Below are 24981 nucleotides of genomic sequence, written 5' to 3' on the forward strand. Positions count from 1 at the left end.
CATGAGAAATATCATTAACTTTTTTATCAAAAAACCAATATGGGCCAATGCCATTATTGCGCTTGTATTGATGTTTGGATTGTGGTCTCTCTTTAGCTTAAACAGCTCCTTCTTTCCAGAACTCGACCCCAATCAGATTAATATATCAGTAGCCTACCCCGGTGCATCTCCCAAAGAAATGGAAGATGGTATTACCATAAAAATTGAGCAAGCTGTTAAAGGACTCCAGGACATAGAACACATAGACGCCAGCTCTTCAGAAAACTTTGCCACCATAAGCATACAGGCATATTCTGATGCAAACATGGACGATTTGTTGAGTGATGTTGAAAATGCTGTAAACTCCATAAACAGTTTCCCGGCAGGTGCTGAAAAACCTATCATCACACGTTTGAAAACCAATGGTATGTCGAGCGTAGTGGCCTTTGTTGGTGTTACGGCAAAAGACCCGAGTATTAAGCGAACGGACCTGGCAGAAATGGCCAATAAAATTGAGCGCGACTTACTCAACACGAAAGTCATTACTCAAATCACCAAGCAAGGTTTTCCTGAAAAAGAAATAAGTATCAACATCAGAGAAAATGACTTGTTGCGCTACAATATTTCCATGGAAGAAATTGCCGCAAAAGTGGGTGCTTTAAACAACGACATTACGGCAGGTATGATACGTGGCGGTGCTGAAGAGATGTCTATTCGTTACAACAGTAGAACTACAAACGTTCGAGAACTTGGCGAATTCATCATCAGAACGATGCCCTCAGGAGAATCTGTACGCTTAAAGGATATAGCCGATGTTACTTTAGGGTTTGCCGAAGATTCTCAAACCTCAACCTTCAACGGTTCTGCATCTATTTCCTTTCAAATTGAAAAAACCCTGGATGAAGATTTATCCATGATAGCCGAAGAGGTATACGCCTACAAAGACAAATTCAACCAAGAACATGAAGACTATTCTTTTGAAGTTTACTATGAATTTGACTCTTTACTAAAACAACGTATTGACCTCCTTACCGAAAACGGAATGTTCGGTTTAGTACTCGTACTTTTAGCTTTAGGACTTTTCTTAAATGTCCGCTTAAGTGCCTGGGTAGCCTTTGGTATTCCTTTTTCTTTCTTAGGAATGTTTATCCTTGGTATGACTTACGGCATTACCATCAACATGATTTCTTTGTTCGGAATGATACTCGTTGTGGGGATTTTGGTAGATGATGGAATTGTAATTGCCGAAAACATTTACAGTCATTACGAAAAAGGGAAATCTGCATCTAAAGCGGCTATAGATGGAACCATGGAGGTATTGCCTTCTGTTTTCACTTCCGTACTTACAACCATAGTTGCTTTCTCTGTACTTCTTTTTGTAGAAGGATTAGAAATGATGCGAGAAATGGCCTTTGTTGTAATTTCTTGTTTGGTCTTTTCTCTCGTTGAAGCCTTCTTTGTTTTACCCTCTCACTTGGCTTCCAAAAAAGTACTTAATGATAAAAATGAAACCAGCATCAAACTTCCTTTTGGAATTCTTTTGATGGTATTAGGAGTTGTACTTATTTATTTCGGATCTTACCTTTTACCAAGTGAGGTAAGTTATGCAACAGGACTTATACCGTTTACCTTAATGATATTGGGTGCAGGTTTGTTCTATTATGCCTACACGAAATCGCCTGCAGAAAATGGTGTAAGAAAAGGAATCAACCTGTTTATTCGTTTTATCAGAGACAAGGCCTTTGCCGATATGCTACAAATGTTCATGGGTATGAAATGGAAAAAAGCCTATCGTTTAAGTTTCTTTTTCCCTTTCGCCTTTGTGATAAGCGTGATTATATTATTTAATTCAGGTAAAATTGCCTTTACCTTTTTCCCCAATATTCCACCCGACTTTTTTAATGTCGAGGTAGCTTATACTCCTGGAGATAATAAAGCACAAACCGATCAATTCTTAAAAACTGCAACACAAATTCTTTTGGAAGAAAACGAAAGAATCATTGCAGAAACTGGCGATACGATGTTAACCTATTACACAACCAATATAGGTGCAACGATGAACATCGGTCAAGCCGGTAACCATACAGGAATGTTGAGTATCTATTACGAAGGTGAGGATGCAAAATACCCGGTAGACACCCTTATGAATCGCATCACGCGCAGAGTGAGAGCAACAGACATAGGTAAATTAAGCAATGAAATCTTCGTAGGTTCCTTTGGGCGTTTTGGTGCTGATATAGAATTTGGACTTTCTTCGCAAGACAATGCTGAATTGGAAATGGCCAAAGAAATGTTCCGTACAGAATTGGAAAACAAAAAAGGAGTTGCCAATGTGAAAGACAACATGCCTCCAGGACGACAAGAGGTATTTATAGAGCTTCTTCCTCAAGCAGAAATTTACGGCATTGGAAAATCTCAAGTGATTGCCCAAATTAGAAATGGATTCTTCGGTAGAGAAGCACAGCGTATCATCATAGGAAATGATGAAGTGAAAATATGGGTGCGTTATCCTCAGCAAGACAGAAGCTCTCTTTCAGATTTAAAGAAAATGCGCATTAAAATGGCAGATGGAACAGCTGTGCCACTAACAAGCATTGCGAGTTTTTCTATGGGTAGAGGTCCCGTGAGTTTAAAAAGAAGAGATGGCCAACGCCAAGTTAAGGTGGACGCCAAATGTCTTTTTCCAGATAGTGTTGCTGTTTTTAACCAAGCCATCATTAAAGACATAATTCCTAAAGTGGAAGCTTTACACCCATCTGTTAGTTTTAGTAAACTTGGTCAATTCGAAAGAAGTCAGAAAACCGGAAACTCCATGGCGTATATGACTATGATCGTTTTGGTGGTGATGATTATGATAGTGATGTTACACTTCACCTCACTCTACCAAGCCTTTTTAATTATGTTGGTAATTCCTGCAGGGATAGCTGGAGCTATACTCGGACACGGAATCGTAGGCATACCGGTATCCATCTTAAGTCTTTTCGGAATGATAGCACTTCTTGGGGTATTGATCAACGATGCTGTCGTTTTCTTGGATAGGCACAATCAATTAATTGAAGAGGGATACACTTCGCGCGCCGCTGTTTATGAAGCTGCCATTTCTAGATTCCGTCCAATTCTATTAACAACCATAACTACGGTAAGTGGACTTCTCCCCTTGATAGCCGAGAAAAGCATGCAAGCTCAATTCCTTATACCTATGGCAGTTTCCATTGCCTTTGGAGTCTTGTTTGGAACTTTCTTCATCTTACTTTGCTTTCCTGTTGCCATCTTATTTGGGAATGATGTAAAACGAACTTTCCATTGGCTTAGAAAGGGAGAACTGGTGAGTCATGAAGAAATAGAAACCGCCAATAAAGTGAACAAACATATAGAAGCTCAAGAACTATAAACATGAAAAAATTAGCATATATATTCATCTTAGCTCTTCTTCCTTTTGCAGGTAAGTCACAAGAGAAATTAAGTGCACGAGAAGCGGTAATACTTGCTCTCGAACACAACTACTCCTTACAAATTGCACAAAGCAGGGTAGACATTGCTGAGAAAAACAATACATGGTCAGAAGCTGGCCTCTTCCCTACGGTGAGTTTAAATGCGGGGGCAAACATTGCCTTGCAAGATAATTCCAACAACCCCATTAGTTTCGTTCAGGAGTCCATCATCAACCAAAACTATAACCCATCGGTTAATTTGAGTTGGAATTTATTTTCTGGATTAGGAATAAAAATCACCAAGGAAAGATTAGCTCTTTTAGAACAACAAAGTAATGGAAATCTAATGGCAGAAATAGAAAACATTGCTCTGGAAGTTTTAAAAGCCTACAACAGCATTTTACTGGAAGAACAAAAACTAAAGGTTTATAAATCCGTACTTAATTATTCCAGAGAACAGTATGAATATTACCAGCTCAAAGAGGAATACGGCCAGAGCAGTAGTTTAGAAACCTTTCAGTTCAGAAATCAATTGTTTGCCGATTCTGTGAATGTTATCCAACAAGAGGTCAACATTAAAAATGCTAAGCGAAACTTAATGGTATTGATGAATGTTAGAGAGGAAATGAGTTTGGAGCAGTTTCCAAAATTGAGTGATTCTTTAAGCGCTCCTATGTCGGCCATAGATCAACAAGAAGTTATAAGCAATTTAAGCAGCAACAACCAAAACTTGCGCAATCAATTCTTGGCTTTGGAGTTACAGAAAAAGATGATAGACTATCAACGTTCCTTCCTCTACCCTGTGGTTTCTTTGCAAGCTGCGGCGAGTCCATCTTGGGGTAATGTTCGCTTTTCAGGGAGTCCAGACCAATCCATAGGTACTCAATCTATTGTCTACTCAACAGGCTTGAATGTACGTTACAACCTCTTTAACAACTACAAAGCAAAACGTGCCGTTGAGGTAGCTAAGATAGATGCCGAAATAGGTGAAATGACTTACGACCAAATGCAAATTGAACTCGAAAACAATACCCTGCAACTTTTCGACGCCTACCACGTGCAAAACCAGTTGGTGAATTTAAACCAACAAAGTATGCGTTATGCTCAGAAGGCTTATGAACTTGGAAAAGCAAAATATGCGCAGGGTATCATTAACAGTTTAGAGCTTCAAAATTTGAGAAACAATTTTCTTAATGCAGCCTTAAGCTATAACGACAGTTTATTTAACAGGATGAGCGTATATTTGGATATCTATAAAATATCAGGACAGCTCCAATTGTCGTATAACAACGAAAATTAAAAAATTAGATAAAAACCAAAATGTTCTAAAAATTATTCCTTACTTTTGCGGGAATTTATTTACCAAATAGGTTCGTTTATGTCACTTCAAGATATCAGTAAAGTTAGAGAGGGTTTAACCTACGACGACGTTTTACTAACTCCAGCATTTTCTCAAGTACTTCCTCGCGATGTAAAATTGGAAAGCAAAATCACACGTAATATTTCTGTTAACACACCTATCGTTGCTGCGGCAATGGATACCGTTACAGAGGCTAATTTAGCAATTGCAATTGCACAAACTGGAGGTATCGGAGTAGTTCACAAGAACATGAGCATAGAGCTTCAAGCTTTAGAAGTTCGCAAAGTAAAGCGTTCAGAAAGCGGAATGATCTTAGATCCTGTTACCTTAAAAGAAGATGCATTGGTACAAGATGCACTTTTCTTAATGAAAGAAAATAAAATCGGTGGTATCCCTGTAGTGGATGACAACGGTCAATTAAAAGGTATAGTTACCAACAGAGACTTACGTTTCGAGAAAGTAAAAAGCAGACCTGTTGCTGAGGTTATGACTTCAGAAAACTTGGTAACTGCAAAAGATGGAACAGACCTATCAGTTGCTGAAGGTATTCTTCAAGCACACAAAATTGAGAAGTTACCTGTAGTAGACGACAACAACAAATTGGTTGGTTTGATTACTTACAGAGACATCATAAAAGTTAAAGAACACCCAAATTCTTGTAAAGACCAATTCGGTAGACTAAGAGTAGCTGCAGCTGTTGGAGTTACTGCTGATACTATAGAAAGAGTTACAGCCTTAGTTGAAGCGGGAGTGGACGCTGTAGTTATCGATACAGCACACGGTCATACTATGGGTGTGGTAGACAAATTAAAAGAAGTAAAAGCTAAATTCCCAGATTTAGAAGTAATAGTAGGAAACATCGCCACAGCAGAAGCTGCTAAGTTCTTAGTAGAAGCTGGTGCAGATGCAGTGAAAGTAGGAATTGGTCCTGGATCAATTTGTACAACACGTATCATTGCCGGTGTTGGTGTACCTCAATTAACTGCTGTAAACGATGTTGCTAGAGCTTTAGAAGGAACAGGAGTTCCTGTAATTGCAGACGGTGGTATTCGTTACACAGGAGATATCGTTAAAGCAATCGCAGCGGGTGCTGATGTTGTAATGGTTGGATCTATGTTCGCAGGAACAGAAGAGTCTCCAGGAGAAACCATCATCTACCAAGGAAGAAAATTCAAAGCCTACAGAGGTATGGGATCTTTAGAAGCGATGCAAAAAGGATCGAAAGACAGATACTTCCAAGATGCTGAAGACGATGTTAAGAAATTAGTTCCAGAAGGAATCTCTGGACGTGTAGCTTACAAAGGACATTTAAAAGAAGTAGTTTACCAAATCATTGGTGGATTAAGAGCTGGTATGGGTTACTGTGGTGCTCCTAGCATAGATAAGTTGAAAGGTGCTGATTTTGTTCGCATCACCAACGCAGGAATGTTAGAATCTCACCCTCACGATGTTACCATCACAAGAGAAGCTCCAAACTACAGCAAATAAGCTTATAGAAAGACCAATCGTTTGATTGGTCTTTTTTTTGCAAAATAAATATTGATTTCGTTCGTATTTATCAATCGAAAATTTAATTTTGGTAAACCTTAAACCATAGGCCTTTTGGCACTTAATAAAACGATACGATAAATTATGAAGAAATTAGTAGGATTATCTTTTTCCCTTTTGTTAGCAGGACTAAGCTGGGCGCAAAACGATCCAGTGATCATGACTGTTAATGGTCAGAAAATTTATAAATCAGAATTTCTCCAGTCTTATTTAAAAAACAACGATGCACCAAGCTACGCGAAAGATTCTTTAGAGTTATACGCACAGCGCTACAGCGATTTTAAATTAAAAGTTGCAGAAGCTGAGGCGCAAGGTTTGGATACTATACCTGCTTTTGTAAAAGAATTAGAAGGATACGAAAAGCAATTAGCGCTTCCTTATTTAGTGGATTCTGCACAAAACGAATTACTTGTAAAAGAAGCTTACGAAAGAATGCAAAAAGAAATTCGTGCTTCTCACATTTTAATTCGTGTGGATGAAGATGCTTCTCCTCAGGATACCTTGGCAGCCTACAACAGAATAATGAACTTACGTCGTAAAGTTATGGGCGGTGAAGACTTTGCAAGTGTTGCCAACTCTAGATACGGTTCTGAAGATCCTTCTGTTGCGCAAAACAATGGTGACTTAGGTTATTTCACAGCCTTCCAAATGGTTTACCCTTTTGAAAATGCAGCCTACAATACACCAAAAGGAGAAGTTTCTATGCCCGTACGTACGAAGTTTGGTTACCACATTCTTCAAATTACAGACATTAGAGATGCCAGAGGAACAATTTCTGCCGCTCACATTTTAGTATTGGCTCAAAAAGAAGAAGAGCTTCAAGCTGCAAAAAATAAAATCGACTCTATTTACGCCAAATTAGAAAGAGGTGAAGATTGGAGTGTATTGGCAAGAAAATATTCTGACGATCAAAGTTCAAGAAACAAAGGAGGTTTACTTCCTGATTTCGGATCAAGAACGAAACAACGTATGGTTCCTGTTTTCGAAGATGAAGCTTTCGCTTTAACAGAAGACGGACAGTACTCTAAACCTTTCAAAACGCAATTTGGTTACCACATCGTAAGAAGAGTAAACTGGAAACCACTTCCTTCTTATGAAGAAATGGAACGCGAGTTATACAACAAAGTAAACCGCGACATGAGAGGTCAGCAAACACAAGCTTCTTTTGTTGTTAAATTGAAAAAAGAGTACAACTTTACTGCTGGTGCACAAACAGCACCTGCTTTATTAACAGGAGTTGTAGATTCTACGCTTTTCAATGGTACTTGGAAATACGATGGTACACATGCAGATGCTGTAATTTTCAACTACGCAAACAAAGACTACACCTTGAATGATTTCGCATCTTTCTTAGAAAAGACACAGCGTAAACAACCTATGAAAAACGTAGATGATTTCGTTGCCAAAGTATACGAGAACTGGGAAAAAACTCAAATCATTGCTTACGAGGAGAGTCAATTGAAAAACAAATACCCAGCCTACAAGCACTTGATGCAAGAATACCACGACGGTATCTTGTTGTATGAAATCATGAAGGATGAAGTTTGGGATAAAGCTTCTAAAGATACTTTAGGCTTAAAAAATTACTACCAAGCTCACAAAGAAGACTATATTTTGCCCAACAGAATAGACGCAAACGTGTATGAGCTTTACAACAAGAAAGACGCGAAACAAGCTTACAAAATGTTGAAAAAAGGAGCAACTATGGCCGACTTAGTAGCAGAATTTGGTAGTGAATCTGATTTACGCCTACGCGCAGATAGCTTGATTTTAGACCCGGCAAAAGATGCACGCATCAAGTCTCAAAATTTAAGTTTAGGTTTAAACAAGGCCTACGAAGTAAATAAAAACTTCTACGTGGTGGTTGTAAACGAAGAATTAGCGAGTAGACCAAAAACTTACAAAGAAGCTAAAGGTGCCATCATCCAAGATTACCAGACAGAAATGGAAAATGCTTGGTTAGAAGAATTAAGAAAGAAACACGAAATCGTAATTAATAAAGAGGTATTATTCAGCCTTGGAAGTTAAACAACGACATATCACATTTAGGGCTGTCATTTTCGGCAGCCTTTTCTGTTTTCTAGCAGCTTGTTCTTTTAACGCAAAAGAAGAATGGGCAGCTGTAGAAGATGTAGTCTTGACCAAAGAAGATGGTGAAGGCATGATGCGTGCTTTGCAGTTAGATCCGAAAAACAAGAAAGACAGAGATGCCTTTTTATTGGATTGGATAGCACAGCAAGAATACGCTCTTTACCTAAAGGAAACCCAACCCAACCTTTACTACGAAATCAAGGCGAATGGCATTAAGGAAGGTGCCGACCTCTATAAATTCCACATAGAAAGTAGCATCATTAAAAAGATGTTGGATGATCAAACTCCAATGGAAAAAGAAATATTAGCCTACTACAAAAAGCACAGAAAAAACTTTAGTGAAGAAATTTATTTGGTGAAAGCTCTCTACCTTAAAGTAGCTCTAAACAAATTGCGCAACACCAACATAGACCAGCTTTACCTGTTAAAAAATGGTAAAGACAGGGAGGAAGTAAAAAACTTTGCAAATCTTTACGCCACTAACTTTTATTTTGAGGAGAACAAATGGATAGTTTTCGACGATTTAGTGCGAGAAATGCCCATGGATGTGAACATCAAAGAGCTCATAGAAAGCAAGGGGAAAATTGTTTCTAAAGACAATCAATTTGCTTACTACCTCAACATTTTAAGTTACAACACCAAAGAGGCTTTAAAGCCCAATGTGCAGGAGCGCGAATTAATAGAAAAGAGAATTTTGTCGCAAAAGGCCAAAAACATTAGGGTTGAATTAAACGACTCGATAACACAATTGATAGAAAATAGATATGAGATCAACATTTATACTAAGTAGTGTAGCTTTATTCATTAGCTTTTTTGCAGCTGCTCAACCCACAAGCATTGGCGGTTCAGGTAAAGAAACGGTGGATAAAATTATAGGTCAAGTGGGAGATAACATCATTCTACTTTCTGAAGTCAAAAACGAAGTTCTCCAAAGTGAAATTAACGGTGAAGGTCTGGGAGACAACGCAAAGTGCGCCATATTCGAAGACATGATGTATCAGAAGCTCTTGTTAAACCAAGCGCAAATCGATAGTATCATCATCAACGACGAGCAGGTTAATGCCAACATGGAAAACCGTTTGAGAACCATAGAAACGCAAATCGGATCCCGTGAAAAGTTAGAAGAATTCTACGGTAAAACGTATGCTCAGATCAAAGACGAATTTAGAGAAATGATCAGAGAGCGTATGATGGCCGAAGAAATGGAAAGACAAATCACAGCCAACATTGTGGTTACTCCGAGAGAAATAGAAAAATTCTACAACTCTATTCCTAAAGACAGTTTGCCTTACATCAACCAGCAAATTGCCTTGCAACAAATCGTTGTTTACCCAGAGATTACAGTAGAAGATAAAGCTGAAACCATAGCTGAACTCAATAAGTGGAGAGAAGAAATTGTAAGCGGAAAGAAAAGATTTGAACTTATCGCTAAAATCTACTCAGAAGATCCAGGAAGCGCCCAAGACGGAGGGATGATTAAAGCCTCTAAAGGAATGATGGTAAAACCTTTCGAAGCGGCAGCCATGAGCTTAAAACCAGGAGAAATTTCTGAAGTATTCGAATCTGAATACGGATTCCACATCGTTCAATTAATCGAAAGAAAAGGAGATGATTATACCTGTAGACACATTTTACGTATACCCGAAGTAAGTAACGAAAGCATCACCAAAGCGGCAGAAGTGATTGATGAATGTTACCAACGTTTACAAGCTGCAGAAATTACTTGGGATGAGGCCGTAAAAATCTATTCGGAAGACAAGGAAACAAAACAAAATCATGGTAATGTTACCAATCCTTACACCGGAGATCAATACTGGGATATTCAAAACATTAATCAAATCGACCCGCAAATCTTTAGCATTATTCAAGGTTTGAAAGTTGGGCAGTATACCCAACCTGGAATCTATGTGAACTACCAAAGTAGAAAAGAAGGTGTACGCATCGTTCGTTTGGCCGATCAAACCAAACCGCACGTGGCAAATTTAGAAGACGATTATGCCTTCATTAAAAAAGCTGCACAAGCCAATAAAGAACAAGAAGTCATCAATAAATGGGTAAAAGAAAGTGTAGGAAATGCCTACATTAAAATTGATCCCGAATTCAAAGGCTGTAACTTGAATTATAACTGGTAATCGTTATATTTAAACCTTAACAATATCTATCATATGTCAGACGTACAAGCTATTAATAACCTCGTTGTTCAATACAAAGCATTAAAAGAAGAAATACACAAAGTCATTATCGGTCAGGATGAAGTGGTTGACCAGGTTTTGATCAGTATTTTTTCGCGTGGACACAGTTTATTGGTAGGTGTACCGGGCTTGGCCAAAACGCTTTTGGTAAATACCATAGCGCAAACCTTAGGCTTGGATTTTAACCGTATACAGTTTACGCCAGACCTTATGCCTTCTGACATCATTGGTTCTGAAATATTGGACGAAAGCAGAAACTTTAAATTCATCAAAGGTCCTTTATTTTCCAATGTAATTTTGGCCGATGAGATCAACAGAACTCCTCCCAAAACACAGGCGGCATTGCTAGAGGCCATGCAAGAAAAGAGTATAACTGCAGCAGGTACAACCTACCAGTTAAACAAGCCTTTTTTCGTATTGGCGACACAAAACCCTATAGAACAAGAAGGTACCTATCCTCTACCCGAGGCGCAATTAGACCGTTTCATGTTCAACATCTGGGTAGATTACCCGTCTTTTGAAGAAGAAATGGCCATCGTAAAGGCAACAACTTCTGATGAAAACATTCAATTAAAACAAATCTTAAGCGGTGAGGAAATTGTCAAGTACCAAGAACTCATCCGTAAGATACCTGTGGCTGACAATGTTTTGGAATACGCCGTTAACTTAGTGAGCAAAACGCGTTACAACAATCCGAAAGCACCACAAATTACCAAAGACTTTATTTCTTGGGGGGCCGGACCACGTGCTTCGCAATACCTTATTGTTGGTGCAAAATGTCATGCTGCCCTAAATGGAAAATACTCTCCAGATATAGAAGATGTAAAAGCTGTTGCTGTTCCAATTTTACGCCATAGATTGGTGAAAAACTACAGAGCGGAAGCAGAAGGTTATACCATGGAAAAAATTATCGAAGCTTTACTCTAAGAATTTCTTGCTTTCTATAGAATAATCTCAGGTTTTTGAAGTTATAGCTTCAGTTTTACTATGAAATTACTGCATCTTACTTTTTTCCTTTTGTTAAGTTCTCTGGTATGGGGACAAACAGCGTCTGTTGAAGGTCGTGTTGTTGATAAAGACAATGACGGGTTTTACGGAGCTACTATTTACGTTCAAGAAGACTCTTTAAAGTACCATACCCGTTCTAATTCTGACGGATATTACCAACTTCAAGTTCCAAGTAGCAAGGAAATTACACTTATTATTTACAGTGAGGCAGAACTGTTTAGCTACACCTTAAACTTAGCACCCAACGAAAGCAAAAAATTACCAAAGACTAAATTTTCCATACAAAATTATACAGAAGTTGAAATTGCAGGAACCAAAAAGGAAAACATAGCGAGTATCGAGAAAATCGACATCAATGCCATTCCAATTCCAGGAGGTTCAGTAGAGAGAAGTTTGATTTATAGCACCGCGGCTAGTTCTAACAATGAATTATCTAACAACTACAACGTACGTGGTGGTAACTATAACGAAAACTTGGTCTATGTAAACAACATTTTAATTTACAGACCTTTTCTTACGCGTAGTGGTCAACAAGAAGGAATGAGTTTTATTAACCCCGATTTTGTGGAGGACATCTCCTTTAGTGCCGGTGGTTTCTCTGCCAATTATGGCGACAGATTAAGTTCAGTCTTGGATATCACCTACAAAAAACCAAAAGAATTTAAAGCTACGGCAAATGGAAGTTTATTGGGAGCATCTTTTCATGTTGAAGATAAGATCTCTCCTCGTTTTAACTACATCGTTGGAGCAAGGTATAGGTCTAATGGTTATCTTTTAAATGCTCTACCAACAACAGGTGCTTATAATCCAATTTTCTTTGATGTACAATTCTTAACCAATTATGAACTCACAGAAAAACTAACCTGGAGCTTCTTAGGTCACCTCTCTTCTAACAACTACAGATTTGCACCCATCACCCAAGTTACCAACTTCGGAACCATCAATGAAGCTTATAGCTTTAGGGTATATTTTGACGGACAAGAGCAAACTAGATTTAGAACTTTTACAGGGGCAACTAGCTTAAATTGGAACGCTTCAAAAAGATTAAAAATGAATGCTTACGCCAGTGTATTTAACACAAACGAAAGCGAGAACTTTACAGTAAGAGGTCAATATTTTATTAACCAATTAGAAACAGACCCTTCCAAAGAAAACGTGGGAGATTCTATCGCAACCCTAGGTGTTGGAACTTACATAGATCACGGTAGAAATGAATTGAATGCAAGAATTTATGCCTTGGCCTACAACGGTGAGTATCAAATTAAAGAACTAATAGAACGTAGATACTTCGACGAATATAAAGACAAAGGGAAATTTACCTTTGGTATACGTGGCCAAGTAGAACAGTTCGATGATGTTTTAAGTGAATGGCGTATGCTCGATTCTGCAGGCTATAGTTTACCCCAAGCACCAAGTGATGAAATAGAATTGTACAACGTAATCAAAGCCCAAAACACCTTGCACACCTTCCGTGCTAATGGCTACATCATGTACAGTCAACGTTTTGAAAAATTAATATCCAACTACCCCGCTAAAATTGTTACCCGACAATTAGATTCTTTAGGTAAAAGGGTAAGGAATGTATATTACGATACGGTTGAAAGCAGTAAATCACGTTGGTCTTTCAACGCAGGTTTACGCGGAGGATACACCGCATTTAACAATGAGTTTTACATCACTCCAAGAGCCAACATCAGTTTCTTCCCGAAAAAATATTATGTAAAAAATGGTGAAACCAAACGAAGATATGTTCGCTACCATTTTTCTACCGGACTTTACTATCAACCACCTTTCTACAGAGAATTAAGGAGCTTTGATGGGACTTTGAATACAGACATCAAAAGTCAAAAATCTGCGCACTTTGTGGCGGGTATGGATTACCAATTTGAAATGTGGGACAGAGCTACCCCCTTTAAATTGAGCACAGAAGCTTACTATAAATACATGTGGGATGTCAACCCCTATGAAGTAGACAATGTGCGTATACGTTATTATACCACAAACAATGCGGTTGCTTTCGCTTATGGATTAGATTTCAACATGAACGGTGAGTTTATCCCAGGTATGCAATCCTTCTTAAAAGTAGGTTTATTGCACACAGCCGAAGATCTTTTAGATGATTTTTACTACGAATACATCAACACAGATGGAGATGTGATTACGGGAGCTTCAGAAAACCAAACCATTGCAGACTCTAACCGTGTAGAGCCGGGTTATATTCCCCGACCAAGCGACCAATGGGTAAACATTGCTGTGCTTTTCCAAGATAGAATGCCGGTTTACGAAAAATTCACGGTTTCTCTAGGCATCAACTATGGGTATAAATTGCCTTACGGTCCGCCAGACTTTGAACGTTACAAAGATGTCTTGCGCCAGCGTGCTTACTTTAGAACAGACATAGGTTTTGGTTACGATTTCTTATACAACTCATCCAAAGAAGACAGAAGAGGTGTATTTAGACATTTGGAAAAATGTAACCTATCTTTCGAAATCTGGAATCTTTTGGGTATAGAAAACGTGTTGAGTCAACAATGGATACAAGACGTAAACGGCAGGTACTACGCCATTCCAAATTACCTTACTTCAAGAAGGTTTAACTTAAAGTTGAATATAGCTTTTTAGATTTTTAGATAGTTAGACTTTTAGACCTTTAGATGAAAAAGTTTTGAGGGTGAGTTTGAGATGAGAAGCTAGATTTCTAGAATAGCCCTATACCCGGTCCAACACCAATTTTTAAAATCTCTCAAATCTTTCAAATTATCAAATCATTCAAATTTCAATAAACGCTAACAGGTTCTCGAGCGAGAGCGCTGTGGTGAGCTTAGTCGAACTATCGAGAGACAAATCCTTCAAATTGTTGAATTATTGAATCTTTGAATTGTTGAATCCTTGAATCTCTAAGGCCCCGTAATCTGGCTATACGCTCATAGTTGCAACGCCACACGCCAAGTTGCACAGGGCTTCAAGTTCACTTCCGGTGGTCGTAAACTTTCATCCCGTTCCACTATGCCTATGCCTTCACAAGCTATCCGCTGCTATCCAGCGTGGGAATTGAATCACCTATCTTTTGTTAAAAATCAACTTATAACTAATTGAAAATGTTTTTTTTTAGATTTTATTTTAAAAACTAAAACTATAGTTAGTAATTGCTTTTCAAATTAATAACTTAAATCACATGAAAAAACTTAACTTGGCTATATTAGCCTCAACCCTAATGCTTTCTTTTGGATGCCAAAAAGAAATTGAAAGTACAACACCAACCACACAACCCGAAAGCGAAACGCTGACAAATCTCACTCCCAAATGTACACCACCTACTCCTACATGGTACTGGTATGATAATGGCGGAACAAACTATTCTGCAGGTGACTATTGTTGCGTTCCAGATGCAGCATTCTATAATGCCGCATACTCTCCTTATTCATCTAATTGGAATCCGGTATATGCTCAATTGATTTCATTTGAACAAGTCCATGGAACCCCTGATGTAGGGTTATTGGTGAACTTTTTTGAAGCTATAGACAACAACCAAAATAACTATCAAGTTATTTCAAGTTTTATTAACTCTGAGGAAGCAGATTTAATTAAATACTTCGATCCATGTGTTCTGGACAAACTAAAAAATCACGATTTGCACCCAACAATGCATCTATACGGAAATATCGCAGGTGGAGGACATTTTGAATACCTTATGATTTATGAAAACTCAACTCTTCAAAACCTGAAATATGTTTATCCAGTAAATTTAAATTAAAATCTTTAATTTTATTTCCGACCTAACACTTCGATTAGGTCGGATAATTTACCTATGCGAAAACTAATAAACATATGTTTTTTATTTCTAACGTTACACAGCTTAGGGCAACCCCAAATTCCTGCCCCCAGCTGTTTTAAAGCCGTAGAAGTGTGTGATTCTGTTCTGCTTTACCCTAACAAGTGGGTAACTCCACCGAATAATCCAAATATTTTTAACTACACTACTGATCTTAATGCCTATAACCCGGGGAATTCTTCAAATATTTTCCCTCAAACAAACCCTTTAACTCCTTCTCACGGGACTTGTACAAACCATGGTAATACAAGATATTGGATATCTCTAACCGTGGACAACTCAGGTTGGTTAGAATTCTATTTTATCAGTGGCCCCCAAAATAGTCCGGATAATTTTATTTCATGGACATTGTATAAGAACCAAAATTACTTCAACAATACTGCATGCGACCAATTATTAACGAATACAACGCAATGTATCGCTTGTAATGGGAATCTATTCATTACAACATTTAATGGTAATACGGGTATGAGTCAAATAGCAGGAACCTTACCTAATACTTTACCAGTTAGGAGGGAACCTTCCATTTATGCTAATGCAGGAGACAAGTTTATTTTACTTATAAACGTAAGTACTGAAATGAATCTCTCTACCCAACAACCCGTTTACCACCCCCGCGCCTATTTCGGCAACGCCATCCCTGGGAACGAAAATTCTACCACTACAGCTACCTTTACCTGCGAACCTTGGACAGTGCCGCAAAACATCTGTTTGGGAGATAGCGCTTGGGTGGAATTAAGCAATACCTACAACGGTTATGATGATAGCTATACCTACACTTTTTTGAATAATGTAAATGATGTGGTAAATACTAACTATGCTCCCTGGTTTCAGGTGTTGCCTACAGATACAACTACTTATATGGTTGAGGTGTCTCAAAATGGAGTCATCTACGATACTTTGAGTTTTACAGTAAACATAGCTACCCCTCCAACGCCTAATGCGGGGCCAGATATCTTTTTATGTGAAGGGGATACAGCTCAATTCAATGCCCAACTCAGCGATACTTCCAATTACTTTTTATGGCACCCTTTGGATACCAGTGATTACATTTCAGCTACTGATACTTTAAACATCGCTTATGCCTCCCAGCCCGACAATGATCTTTTGATTTTGTTTGAGAACAATGGTGTTTGTCCCACAGGAATTGACTCCGTGTACATTTACACCCATCCCACCCCGCAACTTCAAGTTTTGCAAGACACCTCCATTTGTATCAACGGGAACGCGCAACTCGAAGCGGTGGTGAACAACACTGTGGTTCAAAACTATGCGTGGTCCTTCCCGTCTGACAGTACAGCCCTACAAACATTTTTAACAGACTCGAATACTTGGGTTAGCTGCATGGCAACAGATTCTATAGGGTGTAGCTCTAATGTAGATAGCGTACTAATTACCGTTTTAGACAGTATAAATGTCAACACCCTTTTAAATGTTGATTACTGTGAAGGGGAAACAATTACTTTGAACAATACGACTACAGGTGGATTAGCACCATACACCTACAGCTGGCAATATGGCGGGCAAGAAATTAGTACAGCTGCTTCAACTCCTTTTGCACCAATTGGAATAGACGAACTTACCCTCATTGTAAACGATGCTTGTGAAACCCCAGCTGACACCAGTATTTTAAGTTTCACACCCTACCCCATGCCGAGTTTGAGTCTGAATACAAATGATACTTTATTGTGTTATCCGGGGGAAATCAATTTAAGTTTTACACCTTCCCCCTTGGTGCAAAATTGGGTGTGGGATTTGGGAGATGGTAACCTTATCGATGATGTCAATCCACTTGATTATACCTACCACCAAACTGGAATTTTTGAGGTTGAACTGAGTTATACTACAACAGACAATTGTAAGGATACCCTGGCTAGTCTGCAACTAGAAATCATAGAAAACCCTGTTGCAGCCTTTGAATTTAACAACGACATTACTGAGTTTTCTACACAAGTTTTGTTCTCCAATACTTCGCGTTACGCTACCCATTACAGTTGGAGTTTTGAAAATGCACAACCCGCAACAAGTACTTTGGAAAATCCAACCGCTAATTTTGAAGAAGGTGAAATTGGTTTGTATGAAATAGAACTCATCGCCTTTAACGCTATTGGTTGTTCGGATACTTTGCGCAAGTCCATCAACATTGCCCCAGAGTTTAGCTTGTTTGCCCCCAATACCTTTACCCCCAATGGCGACCAAAGCAACAACAGATGGAGTGTAGCCGTAAACGGAATAGACACCGAAGATTTTCACGTTCAAATTTTCAACCGTCACGGTACACTAATTTTCGAAAGCTACGATTACAATTTTTCTTGGGATGGAACCTACAAAGGTCAGCGTGTACCCACAGGAATTTACACCTGGAAAATAGATTTAAGCACTTCTCAAAATGCCCAACGCGTAGTAAAACATGGTTTTGTAAATGTGCAGTATTGAGTGTAAGTAGTGAGGGTGAGTTTGAGTAGGGAGAAGGGGTGGTGATAGCTGTGTTAAAACACAGTCCAACGCGAAATCTTCAAATTTTCAAATCATCGAATCTTCGAATCTTTGAATCTTTGAATCCTTGAATTTTTAAATTTTTAAATCGTCCCACCCTTAGTGATTGCAATGGCACCCTGCAGGGATGAAGCTTAGTACAAGGCACTTTTTGGGGCGACCAAAAGAAGCCACGGAAAAGGGCAACTTGTAGTTGGGTTTAGACTGAAGCGTAGAATGAAAAGCACGGTGGCGGCCCAAGGGTTTGGGGCGACAAAGGGCCTAAAAATCCACTTAAACTTTTAATTCTGAAATACGAATATTGCTTTGGTAACGTCCACCCGGAAAGTGATCGTTGTAATCGAAATTGAGCCAAACCTCTCCTTTGTTATCTAGGAAATAACGCAGGGGTTTATTTTTAATTTCTTTAGGAAACAACAAATTTCTGAGGAGGTAGGCCACGTTTTCGAAATCCTTTTTATCGCCGATTTTAACCTCTGGATAAAGGTGCCCCACTGTTCTACCATCGTCTAGCAAAACATTGGTCCTCACCAGTCGCACCTCTCCACCAACGGCGCGTATACAGGCGGCAATAATAATGGAGTAATCATCACAATCTCCTTTAAACTTGTTGTTGTAACTCAGTTGCTTTGCCGTATTGGAAGCTTTGGAGAAAAATTCTTCGTAGAGCGGATCATACATGTAAATCCATTTATTCTCTATCTCTTTAAAGATGGAAAAATACTGTATCCAACGACTGTCCTTACTCAGTGCTTTGTATTCTTGAAAATGCTTGGTGGCTATATTTCTTGCAAAATCTATGAGCTCAGGATTGTTGTAATCAATGGCCTCTCGCAGCAATTCTTCTCGGGTAAAGGGTACGGTTTTCGTCACAAACTTAGAAGACTCACTAACTTTTTCGAGGTTGGTTAACAAACTCAGGTAATCGGCACTAAAACGTTGGAGGGAATAGAGTCCTGTAAAATGAGACAAACCTATGGCCAGTACCAAAGTAATACTGATGTAGAGGTAATATTTCTTTAAACTATAAATTAAAAAATACAGGAGCAAAAAGATGAACATGAAGAGTATCATCTGATCGAGACGTATGCCGGTACCCACTGGAATTTCTATACTTGGTATTCTGGGGTAAACTAGCATGAAGACGGGCAAGGTGAAAAAGAAGCTTAAGACAAAAGCCAGAAGGCGTTTCATCCATCTATATTCCCTTTTTTTTTCACCCGTTTCTTTTTGCATTTTAAACCTTGTTCTAAATTATGCCAAGCAATAAACTTGCCTTTGTTTTTAATTCTTAAAGTGAATTATAACAAGCCAAATTGCTTGAAGTGGTGGGTTAAATGCTTGCTGTTTAAACGTGTCCATTGTTCGTAATCTAAAGGACCGTAATAAGGGTGAATTTGAGTTAATCCTTCTTGCGCAGCATATAGTTCTTCGAAATAGATCAATTCTTCAATTAATTCATCCAAGGCCAATTCAATTTCTGAATGACGCAACGCTTCTCCTTCTTTAGCGAAAGGAACTTGTATGTCTTTGGCCATTTCTTTGTCTGAAGCTAAAAAGCGCAGCATACCCGGTAATTTCTCATCCGGTACGATTTGATCTTGCGGATTTTTACCCGTTGCTATTTGCACTGTATCGGTTAGGTGCTCTATCATGCGTTGGGCACTCATTTTTCCCCAAACCGGTTGCGTTTCAGGATCTAAAGTCCCTAAATACTTGATTACATTTTCTACAGTTGGTTCTACAAACATCTTAATATTTTTTTCCTACGATTACATTTAAACTTTTAGGATTCACCTTCACTTCTATCGTGTTTTGCCCCTCCAAAGGTTCACCGTCTAAGTGAAAAATAGGTGTTTCCAGTTTTAAATTTACATTTTTAATTGAGATAAACTGTGCGTATTTGGAGCCTTCTATTTTTTGTTTAAAAAAGCGCCAAACCAATACAGGAATGGCATAAAATGGAAAGGCTTTGAGCATGAACACTTCTAGCTCGCCATCTTCAACACTGGCATGAGGAGCAATGCAAAATCCATTTCCAAATTGCGAGCCGTTGGCTACCGTACACAAGAGTAAATCAGTATATTTTCTTTCGGCAATAGTTATGGCACTCGGACGGTAATTGAAATAGGATTTCACCACCAGTTTAACATAGCTCCACAAACCCCGTTGGTGGTACTCGTCAAATTTCTTGGCGATATAGGCATCAAAACCGAAGCCTGCAACGCCTATGAAAAAATTGCCGTTTGCTTGTGCGGTATCTACCTTTCTATACCTTTCTGCATTGATGCTTTTTAAGGCCTCTACCAGCTTTAAGGGGATTTTAAGGTGACGTGCAAAACCATTTCCCGACCCACAAGGCAAAATTGCCAAGGTACTTGCAGTACCTACTAAAGCTTTGCCTATTTCGTGTACAGAACCGTCACCCCCAACTGCACATACAAGATCTACGCCCTCTTGAACCGCTTCTTTGGCCAAGATTGTGGCATGCCCTCTATGCTGGGTATAAACAATACTTACCTTAAACTTGTTGGTGTCTATGTATTTCTCTATCAACCCTGGAAGTTGATTTTTCTTGCCAACTCCAGAAATAGGATTTATAATGAAGCGTAGGCTTTTACTCATCTTCTAGCTTCATTTGATTCGACAAAATATCGTTGTTATACACTTGTATACGTGCCTTCAAATCTGCGGTCATTTCCTCAACAATAGCTGGGTAAAAAGCTAAAGAATCATAACGGGCCAAGGTGTCTATCTGGTAATTGTACAAAGCCTTGGCTTCGTCTTGACTAAAGCTCAACATATATCCATTTTTAAGGTACATGTAAGTCCCTTCTAAATAATACAAAGCCTCTGCATTAGTGGTATCCGTATAGCTTTGGCCAAAGGCATACATTGCTTTTTTATTGGTAAGCACATCCATCAAGGAAGGATAAATATCAATTTGATCCATAATTTGAGGATGCAGTCCAGTACCCAATAATTTCTGTGGATGATAAAATACGATAGGAATTTGGTACATTCCTATTCTGTGTTTGTAGTAACTGGAACTACCTGAGGGGGTATGATCTGCCACCAATACAAAGAGGGTATTTTGGTACCAGGCTTCTTTTTGCGCTTGTTCAAAGAACTTGCGCAAAGCAATATCTCCGTAAGCTACTGCTCTGGCTATAGGATATTTCGAAGCTGGAATTTGCGCTTCATAGGCTTCTGGAATATAATAAGGATGGTGAGAAGATAGCGTGAACAATCCACTTACAAAAGGCTCTTTTAGCTCACTCATTTTACGCGCGGCCCATGGGTTAAAAAATTCATCTAAAATTCCCCAAGTCCCATCAAAGTGTTCGGGGTTAGGGTATTCTTTTCTTCCGTAATACTTCTGAAAACCGGCCAAACTTGAGAACTCATCAAAACGCATGGAGCCATTGGTTGCTCCGTGATAGAAAGCCGAGCTATAGCCTTTTTTACTGAGCTCTGTTACCAGTGTAGAAATGTTGTTATCGCCATAGGGTGAAGAGATGTATGGGTTATCGCTCCAACTTGGAATACCCGCAAAGATACTCGGCATGGCTTCTATGGATTTTTTTCCGTTGGCAAAGGCTTGGTTAAAATACAAGGACTCTTTCATTAAAGAATCTAAAAAAGGCGTGTATTTGGGGCCCACCCATTCCTTACCAAAGCTCTCTAAAATCAAAATGACCACATTGGTATTTTCGGGTAATTTTTGAGCATGCCTTAAGGGATATTCTGGAGAGAAGTATGCGTCAATTTCGTTTTCTGGGTAATATTCTTTTTTGGTGAAGCCTTTTTTACCGTAAGACTTGATCATGGTAAAAGGCGTATTTAACACCAAGGCTGTTTTTTGCATGCTTGTAAATTGAGCCGCACTTAAAATTCCTGCCGGGCGTAGACCAACTCCCCCTCTACCGAGAATGATTAATAGTCCGAGCATCAAGACAAAAGAGATGCTGTCTTTGGTCCAATTCACCTCTGTGATTTCTCGTTTACCAATGGTTTTGTTGTAGGTAAGGATGGACAAAATCAATAAAAAGAGGAAACAAAGTATGAGCAACCAAAAATCTTTGATGAAAGAAAAAATGAGCTGATTGAAATCGTTCCCTGCTCCCAGTATGCTGAATAAATCAACAGTAGACCTTTTGGAAGTAAACTTAAAATATTCTACATCCATGAGGTTGAAGGCCAAAATACCTACTACCAAGACCAGAAATAAAAAGTATTGAATGATTTTGTGCAGTCTGGAAGTTTTGAACTTGCGTTTGAGTGGAAAGTTACTCCACACAAAAAGCGGGAGAGACAAAAGCGATACAGAAATGATATCGAACCAAATTCCGTAGAGAAAGTCTTGCAATACCCACGAATCAAAACTCGCGTAATTGGCAAAAAAGAAAATCAATCGGGTAATGCTCAGAAGGACGAGGGCTATACCGAACATTTGGAAGTATGCTACTACCTGTTTGGGAAGAAATTTGTTCGCCTTCATACGGGCGAAGATAAGTAAAAGTTCGGCAAGTTAAAACGCCTAAAAAGGTTAAATGATTACAATTTTCGAGAAGAAAAAAGACCAGGTTTTATCCTGGCCTTATGGGTTTAGTGTCCGTGACAATGTACTTCATGGGTTGTACCATCTACGGTATACCCGTCTTTTTCTAACTTCTCCAAATCATCGTCACAATATTCTCCTAGCTCAACTTCTTGGTCTTGGGCATCTTCGTAATGACATTCGTGACATCCTGTTTTAGAGCAAGAGGCAAAAACGAAGGCTCCAAAAGCCAAGGCTACTAATTTACTTTTCATGGGTGTTGTATTTTAAATTTAACGTAATACTCAGGTAAACATTTCTCCCTTGAGAAGGGATGTTATAATTTTTCAATTTTGAAAGATGGGGCACATAACTTTCGTTCAATAAGTTTCTTACCCCACATTGAAATTGTAAATCTTGTTTTGTTTTCACTTTAAAGTGAAGGGCCATATCCACTAACAAAAAGGCTGGTGTGGCAAGTTCTGTTACTCCCGGTCTATTTTGCGCCAAAAATTGATCGAAGTTTACAACGAATTTAGACAAGGACAATTTACGCTTAGAAAAGAAGCTGTAACTGGCCATAAGGTTCAACTTATTCTGCGGTTGCAAAGGCAAAGCTTCTTGATTGCTAAAGGAAGCACGCAAATAACTAAAACTAGAAATGATGTGTAAATCATGCACGGCGTGAGGGTGAAAATGTACTTGCACATCTGTTCCATACATATCCACACGTTGTGCTTGTTGGTAGCGATACAAGGGAAAGTTATCTACCATTTCTCCCGTTGGTTGAGAGTAAATGAAGTCTTTTATTCTGTTGTAAAAAGGAACCAAGTTCAATTCTATATGTTTTCCTTTTACCGCCACACTTGCATCTATTTGTTGTGCTTTTTCACTCACCAAGTTAAGGTCTCCAAGCTCGTAACTCAAACTTCCATGGTGCACACCGTTGGCCAAAAGTTCAGAACTGTGTGGAGCTCTAAATCCTGTGGAAACATTTAAGCGCAACACCAATTTTTGCCACTGTTTGGCTATCCCTGCAGAGTAATTAAAACTCTCAAAACTTTTGTTGATACTACTATCTCCGTGGGTTCGCAAATTTCTAATATCACCACGCGCTCCAATTTGATAATCTATTCCTTTTACCTTTCCTTTTACCAAAGCAAAAAGTCCGAAGTCTTGTTGTGTGGCATTGGGCAGTATACGCTCAGAAGCTGCAGGATTGTTACTATTGGTTTGATACAAGGCCTGAGTACCCCACACCCAATTCATTTTTCGCCATTTGAAACTATAGTTCGCGTTTAAACTAGAGGTTTTCAATTGCATGCTCAAGGCTGGAATGGTAAACTTTTCTTCATACTCTTGTAAGTGATTTAAACTCTGCCCCAACTTTACTTTTAAGGTGGATTTCTTAAAGTAAAAAGCATTGTCGAACAAAAGGTAATGGTTGTTGATGACCTGTGCGGGTAAGGCCATAACACGTGAAGTTTCTTGACTAATGAAATCTTGATAGGTCACTAAACTGTCGTGGGTATGCCCCGGTATACCATAACGTGCATTCGAATAATTATAACGTAAATTCCCCACCCACTTTTTGGTGTTATAGCCTGTAGAAAATTTAATATTTCTGTTGTAGAATCTTGAGTTTTTAATGTAGTCTCCTCCAGGAATTTGGTAATCCGCTGCGTTGTTATAGTTGGCGTAAAAATTAAACCTGAGTTTCTCTCCTCCGTATTTCAAACCCAACTGATTCTTGGTCATGAGGTTATTGCTTTCAAAAGCAGTATTGGTCATTACCTCAACAGTATTGTGGGCTGCATAATTTTCATCTATTAAATAGATCACACCTCCTAAGGCATCCGCCCCGTAGAGAAGAGAAGCCGGACCTTTGATTACTTCCACAGCTCCTATCCCCAATTGATCTATACCCAAACCATGATCTCCACCCCATTGTTGGTTTTCTATACGCAATCCATTGAGGTAGGTCAATACCCTTGACCCCATTAAACCTCGAACAACAGGTTTACTAATACCCGCTCCTAATTTACTTTGGTTTACACCCGGAATTTTTGCCAAGGCATCCACTAAATCTGTACTGGCTATTTCATTGAGTGCTGCAATTTCTCTGCGTTCAACCTCTACAATGTTGTATTGGGCTACTTCACCTAAAGTACTTTGTATACTTACCTCATCAAAACTTAAATGTTCGGGTTGCAGCGCTATATTTAGCGGTTTATTTTCTTGAGGCTGAACACTTACAAGTTGCTGACTATAACTTAAAGCACTCACGCGCAGACTTAGGGTAGAGTTAAAATCATCAGAAAAGGAGAAATGACCGGCACTATCCGTTACCACACCTCTTTCGAGTTCCAGTACAAAAACCTTTGCAAAAGCTATGGGCAATTGTGTTTGAGCGTCTACTACTCTTCCCTCTATCGTTTGACCATTTACAATTCCCCCAAAAAAGAGAAAAAGTAAGAGTATGGAATATGCTTTCATGAAATCTT

Annotated in this window: 16 protein-coding genes; 10 read left to right on the top strand and 6 right to left on the bottom strand. The window is 38.9% G+C overall.

Annotated elements, in window-relative coordinates; translation table 11 throughout:
- Position 1: 1 nt before the first annotated feature.
- The 10 genes from BM327_RS10325 (at position 2) to BM327_RS10370 (ending at position 17877) form a co-directional block, all read left to right on the top strand.
- Positions 2-3370, top strand: a complete 3369-nt coding sequence (locus BM327_RS10325; RefSeq protein WP_090249147.1) for an efflux RND transporter permease subunit — start codon at positions 2-4, stop codon at positions 3368-3370.
- A 2-nt stretch (positions 3371-3372) separates the two neighbouring features.
- The gene (locus tag BM327_RS10330; protein ID WP_090249149.1) at positions 3373-4710 is read left to right on the top strand and encodes a TolC family protein; all 1338 of its coding nucleotides are present in this window, start codon (positions 3373-3375) and stop codon (positions 4708-4710) included.
- Between the two features lie 78 nt (positions 4711-4788).
- Complete coding sequence (gene guaB / locus BM327_RS10335) at positions 4789-6258, top strand: IMP dehydrogenase (RefSeq protein WP_090249151.1); 1470 nt, start codon at positions 4789-4791, stop codon at positions 6256-6258.
- 144 nt (positions 6259-6402) lie between these two features.
- Entirely contained in the window at positions 6403-8346 is a 1944-nt protein-coding gene (locus BM327_RS10340) for a peptidylprolyl isomerase (protein WP_090249153.1), read from the top strand.
- Positions 8336-9199, top strand: a complete 864-nt coding sequence (locus tag BM327_RS10345) for a hypothetical protein (RefSeq protein ID WP_090249155.1) — start codon at positions 8336-8338, stop codon at positions 9197-9199. Before BM327_RS10340 ends, BM327_RS10345 begins: the two co-directional genes overlap by 11 nt.
- Entirely contained in the window at positions 9174-10541 is a 1368-nt protein-coding gene (locus tag BM327_RS10350) for a peptidylprolyl isomerase (RefSeq protein ID WP_090249157.1), read from the top strand. The genes BM327_RS10345 and BM327_RS10350 overlap by 26 nt, the downstream gene beginning before the upstream one ends.
- Positions 10542-10574: 33 nt before the next feature.
- Complete coding sequence (locus BM327_RS10355) at positions 10575-11528, top strand: AAA family ATPase (protein WP_090249159.1); 954 nt, start codon at positions 10575-10577, stop codon at positions 11526-11528.
- Between the two features lie 60 nt (positions 11529-11588).
- Positions 11589-14231, top strand: coding sequence for a TonB-dependent receptor (locus BM327_RS10360; RefSeq protein WP_090249160.1), 2643 nt, complete (start codon positions 11589-11591; stop codon positions 14229-14231).
- Positions 14232-14784: 553 nt separating this feature from the next.
- On the top strand, positions 14785-15363 hold the full coding sequence (locus tag BM327_RS10365; RefSeq protein WP_090249161.1) for a hypothetical protein: 579 nt from the start codon (positions 14785-14787) through the stop codon (positions 15361-15363).
- A gap of 150 nt (positions 15364-15513) precedes the next feature.
- Positions 15514-17877 carry a T9SS type B sorting domain-containing protein gene (locus BM327_RS10370; protein WP_170853736.1) on the top strand — a complete coding sequence of 788 codons (2364 nt, stop codon included), beginning with the start codon at positions 15514-15516 and terminating at the stop codon, positions 17875-17877.
- Positions 17878-18210: 333 nt separating this feature from the next.
- Here the strand turns inward: BM327_RS10370 and BM327_RS10375 are convergent, their stop codons facing one another.
- The 6 genes from BM327_RS10375 to BM327_RS10400 form a co-directional block, all read right to left on the bottom strand.
- Positions 18211-19131 (bottom strand): transglutaminase-like domain-containing protein, encoded by a 921-nt coding sequence (locus BM327_RS10375; RefSeq protein WP_170853737.1) that lies wholly within the window; start codon positions 19129-19131, stop codon positions 18211-18213.
- Positions 19132-19238: 107 nt separating this feature from the next.
- Positions 19239-19688 carry a DUF1569 domain-containing protein gene (locus BM327_RS10380; protein WP_090249167.1) on the bottom strand — a complete coding sequence of 150 codons (450 nt, stop codon included), beginning with the start codon at positions 19686-19688 and terminating at the stop codon, positions 19239-19241.
- A 1-nt stretch (position 19689) separates the two neighbouring features.
- On the bottom strand, positions 19690-20562 hold the full coding sequence (locus tag BM327_RS10385; RefSeq protein WP_090249168.1) for a diacylglycerol/lipid kinase family protein: 873 nt from the start codon (positions 20560-20562) through the stop codon (positions 19690-19692).
- On the bottom strand, positions 20555-22438 hold the full coding sequence (locus BM327_RS10390) for an LTA synthase family protein (protein ID WP_090249170.1): 1884 nt from the start codon (positions 22436-22438) through the stop codon (positions 20555-20557). Before BM327_RS10390 ends, BM327_RS10385 begins: the two co-directional genes overlap by 8 nt.
- Before the next feature lie 107 nt (positions 22439-22545).
- Positions 22546-22752, bottom strand: a complete 207-nt coding sequence (locus tag BM327_RS10395; protein WP_090249172.1) for a hypothetical protein — start codon at positions 22750-22752, stop codon at positions 22546-22548.
- A complete protein-coding gene (locus BM327_RS10400; RefSeq protein WP_090249174.1) occupies positions 22742-24973 on the bottom strand; it encodes a TonB-dependent receptor in 2232 nt (743 codons plus the stop codon). The genes BM327_RS10395 and BM327_RS10400 overlap by 11 nt, the downstream gene beginning before the upstream one ends.
- Positions 24974-24981 lie beyond the last annotated feature (8 nt).

Source organism: Lishizhenia tianjinensis (assembly GCF_900116425.1).
GTDB classification, from domain to species: domain Bacteria; phylum Bacteroidota; class Bacteroidia; order Flavobacteriales_D; family Crocinitomicaceae; genus Lishizhenia; species Lishizhenia tianjinensis.

Excerpts from the sequence above, each read along its gene's own strand:
- BM327_RS10325 (WP_090249147.1), top strand. The coding sequence starts at position 2 with ATGAGAAATATCATTAACTTTTTTATCAAAAAACCAATATGGGCCAAT.
- BM327_RS10330 (WP_090249149.1), top strand. The coding sequence starts at position 3,373 with ATGAAAAAATTAGCATATATATTCATCTTAGCTCTTCTTCCTTTTGCA.
- guaB (WP_090249151.1), top strand. The coding sequence starts at position 4,789 with ATGTCACTTCAAGATATCAGTAAAGTTAGAGAGGGTTTAACCTACGAC.
- BM327_RS10340 (WP_090249153.1), top strand. The coding sequence starts at position 6,403 with ATGAAGAAATTAGTAGGATTATCTTTTTCCCTTTTGTTAGCAGGACTA.
- BM327_RS10350 (WP_090249157.1), top strand. The coding sequence starts at position 9,174 with ATGAGATCAACATTTATACTAAGTAGTGTAGCTTTATTCATTAGCTTT.
- BM327_RS10355 (WP_090249159.1), top strand. The coding sequence starts at position 10,575 with ATGTCAGACGTACAAGCTATTAATAACCTCGTTGTTCAATACAAAGCA.
- BM327_RS10360 (WP_090249160.1), top strand. The coding sequence starts at position 11,589 with ATGAAATTACTGCATCTTACTTTTTTCCTTTTGTTAAGTTCTCTGGTA.
- BM327_RS10365 (WP_090249161.1), top strand. The coding sequence starts at position 14,785 with ATGAAAAAACTTAACTTGGCTATATTAGCCTCAACCCTAATGCTTTCT.
- BM327_RS10375 (WP_170853737.1), bottom strand. The coding sequence starts at position 19,131 with ATGAAACGCCTTCTGGCTTTTGTCTTAAGCTTCTTTTTCACCTTGCCC.
- BM327_RS10380 (WP_090249167.1), bottom strand. The coding sequence starts at position 19,688 with ATGTTTGTAGAACCAACTGTAGAAAATGTAATCAAGTATTTAGGGACT.
- BM327_RS10385 (WP_090249168.1), bottom strand. The coding sequence starts at position 20,562 with ATGAGTAAAAGCCTACGCTTCATTATAAATCCTATTTCTGGAGTTGGC.
- BM327_RS10390 (WP_090249170.1), bottom strand. The coding sequence starts at position 22,438 with ATGAAGGCGAACAAATTTCTTCCCAAACAGGTAGTAGCATACTTCCAA.
- BM327_RS10395 (WP_090249172.1), bottom strand. The coding sequence starts at position 22,752 with ATGAAAAGTAAATTAGTAGCCTTGGCTTTTGGAGCCTTCGTTTTTGCC.
- BM327_RS10400 (WP_090249174.1), bottom strand. The coding sequence starts at position 24,973 with ATGAAAGCATATTCCATACTCTTACTTTTTCTCTTTTTTGGGGGAATT.